The sequence below is a fragment of the Acinetobacter sp. YH16032 genome, from assembly GCF_013417345.1.
GTDB lineage: Bacteria > Pseudomonadota > Gammaproteobacteria > Pseudomonadales > Moraxellaceae > Acinetobacter.
The window spans coordinates 1-1394 of the sequence record NZ_VPEE01000152.1; the positions used below are offsets into that span (position 1 = coordinate 1).

A 1394-nucleotide genomic window follows, 5' to 3' on the forward strand; every position below is an offset into this window, starting at 1 on the left:
CTTTTCTCTGATTACAAGCTCCCTTTCGATTTTAAACGGTAGGTACAGAGCATCCCGAATGGGTGCGAACTTTGGAGCTTTTGCTTTTCAAAAAGTATGAGCGAAGCGAATACATTACCAATATTTTTGCTTTTAGATTTCACAAATAGGATTACCCAAAAACTGCCCCACGAAGCGAGGAACGAGCTTCAATAGAGTACGAGCTTTAGCGAGTACCTAGGGCAGTTTGCACTCCCCTCTCGAAAGGCTTTTAATTATTTTTAAAGCTTTTAAATGCTTTTAGATAAGCTGAAAACATTGATATGAGAGGACTACAGCTTATATAAGCACACAAATTCTCTTGTATAAGCACACAAATTCTCTTGTATAAGCACACAAATTCTCTTGTATAAGCACACAAATTCTCTTGATTTACACACATAAAATATATAGTGTGTAAATACACATTAATAATAACGTGTATTTAATATGAAGAATGGTTTAGTTGTGAAAGATAATGCATTAATAAACGCCAGTTATAATTTAGAACTAACGGAACAGCGTTTAGTCATGCTTGCAATCATTAATGCAAGGGAATTAGGGCGGGGTATTACGGCAGATAGCAAACTAGAAATACATGCTAGTGACTATGCAAAACTATTTAATGTATCACCTGATGCATCCTACAAAGCCCTGAAAGATGCCGTAAATAATCTATTTAACAGGCAGTTTAGCTATACAGCCGAATATAAAAAAACAGGGAAGGTAGGTATCGTTCGCTCTCGCTGGGTAAGCCGTATTTTTTATGTAGATGATTTGGCATTACTAGAAATTACTTTCGCACCTGATGTAGTTCCTTTAATCACTAGATTAGAAGAACACTTTACAAAATATGAAGCCAAACAAGTTGCACACCTAACCAGTAAGTATGCCACTAGACTTTATGAGTTATTAATCGCTTGGCGTGAAGTTGGTAAAACACCTGTTTTTGAACTACAACAATTACGTAAAAATTTAGGTGTTGAAGATGATGAATATCAACGTATGCACCATTTTAAAAGCCGTGTATTAGAAACTGCCATTACTCAAATCAATGAACATACAGACATAAAAGCCACTTATGAGCAACACAAGAAAGGGCGTACAATTACTGGGTTTTCATTCAAGTTTAAGCAGAAACAACAACCGAAAAAATTAGATTCTAAGCGTGACCCAAACACACCTGACTTTTTTATCAAAATGACCGATGCACAACGCCATTTATTTGCAAAAAAAATGTCAGAAATGCCTGAAATGGGGAAATATTCACAAGGTACAGAAAGCTACCAACAATTTGCTATCCGTATAGCAGATATGCTGTTAGAGCCTGAAAAATTCAGAGAGCTTTATCCAATTTTAGAAAAATCAGGATTTCA

At 35.7% G+C, this 1394-nt stretch carries 1 protein-coding gene; it reads left to right on the forward strand.

All coding sequences use genetic code 11. From position 1 onward, the window contains the following. Positions 1 to 468: 468 nt before the first annotated feature. Positions 469 to 1394: replication initiation protein RepM (gene repM / locus FTV32_RS17095; protein WP_180029156.1), on the forward strand; the 926-nt coding region annotated here is incomplete at its 3' end.